We start from the raw sequence: 1617 nt of genomic DNA, 5'->3' as shown, positions 1-1617 counted from the left end.
CGCTATCGCCCGCCCACTTAAACCCCCGGCACGAATGGCCCACATCTGGAGGTGATCGACCGCCCGCCCTACCCCGCCCACCCCCTAACGCCTATAGCCCCTCTAGCCCCCTGCACCCTGCCGGGGGTATGGGTGTTTACCCCTGCACCCCTGCCCACCCTGGAGGCCCGGCAGGGCTGAGGGGGGAAACTAGGACTAAGCCCTGCGGAGTACTGCTTACGCCGAGCGTCATTTTTAGCACCAAACCGTATTAGTGTGAATTTTCGGGGCTGCCCTGTGGAGGCTGCTCAGACCCCCCAAGCTCTCGACGAGAGCGGGGGGAAGCATAAGCGTAAGCGCCCCCCTACCTGCCCCGTAGCCCGCCCCCAGTTCGCTTTCCTGGGTTGGGAGTCCCGGTGCGTCGCGTGGGGACTCCTGGGCCGTTTTGTGAGCCTGGGCGTCACCTGCTACCCTTTCAGCACCTGAGGTGGGGGGACTCGAAGCCCCCTAAACACCGAAAGCGGCCCACTCCGGAAAAAGTAGCCGCTTTCTACAAGCCCTCAGGAAACATTTAGTTCCGAGTGACCTTCAGTCTAACCGACTGTCAAGTCGTTCGGCAACACGGGCAGGTGACGCCCTGGTCGGGCCGGCGAGCTACTACACAACCCATAGCGACAGCACGGCGCGCCGTGCGCGTGATGCCGTGCCGACGCTGAACCGCGCTGAGCGACGCTGGCAGGGGTACGGGCGTGCTTACGCCTACACCTACCCTCTGCCCGGGTGCACGCTCTACGGCCTGGAGGCGCACCGACAAGCCCGCAGCATCGCGGCTCGGTTCGGGGTGCCGGTGCGCTGGAAGCTGGAGGCGAGCCGGGCCGGGGTGGTGCACGTTCATCTAGCCGCGCCGCTGCCCCCCATCGCCGCCCCTGAGGGGTGGACGTACGCCCGCCCGGTGCGTGTGATGGCGAATTACCTCCGCTATCTGGAAAAGCCGGCGGACGCCCGGCTGTGTGAGCAAAACAGGGCCGAGCCGTGGGCGCGGGTAGACCCCTCGACGTATGCCCGTGAATACCGACGCGCCCTGGACGACCACGGCGCGGCGCGTGCTGCCCGTCTGAGGGAGGGCAAGCGCCGCCTGTTGCAGCTGAGCGGGTGGGCTGGGGTGGAGTATCGCCCCGCCCCGCTGTTGCCGGCTCTCTGGGGTGCGCTGCCTGGCCTGCTGTGGGTGTGCGCTGCCCTGCTGACCTGGTATCAGCTGGGGCGCCTGGAGCTGGTTGCCGGTTTGCGTGCTGCCTCGCAAGCCGAGTATGCGGAAATATACTTCCGGTTATTCACTTCTGCCTCTGCGCGCTGTGTGCGTCCGGTTTCGCGCGCTGCCCCGCGCCCCTACCGGGTGCGCCCTGGTGGTGATCGTGCCCCGCCTGATACGGGGGCAGGCCCGCTGTAAAGCGCGGCGGGATGCTGCCCCAAACAGAGCAACACCCCACCAACTGACAGTTGGGTAATCGTAGCGCTATCGCCCGCCCACTTAAACCCCCGGCACGAATGGCCCACATCTGGAGGTGATCGACCGCCCGCCCTACCCCGCCCACCCCCTAACGCCTATAGCCCCTCTAGCCCCCTGCACCCTGCCGGGGG

Annotated in this window: 1 protein-coding gene; it reads left to right on the top strand. The window is 66.9% G+C overall.

Going from position 1 to position 1617, the window contains the following annotated elements:
- The first annotated feature begins 682 nt into the window (after positions 1-682).
- Positions 683-1426 carry a hypothetical protein gene (locus tag E5Z01_RS19145; protein ID WP_135230832.1) on the top strand — a complete coding sequence of 248 codons (744 nt, stop codon included), beginning with the start codon at positions 683-685 and terminating at the stop codon, positions 1424-1426.
- Positions 1427-1617 lie beyond the last annotated feature (191 nt).

This window comes from Deinococcus fonticola, from assembly GCF_004634215.1.
In the GTDB taxonomy this organism is placed as follows: Bacteria; Deinococcota; Deinococci; order Deinococcales; family Deinococcaceae; genus Deinococcus; species Deinococcus fonticola.
Note: the sequence above shows the minus strand (reverse complement) of the source record. Positions and strands in the feature narration are given on the sequence as shown.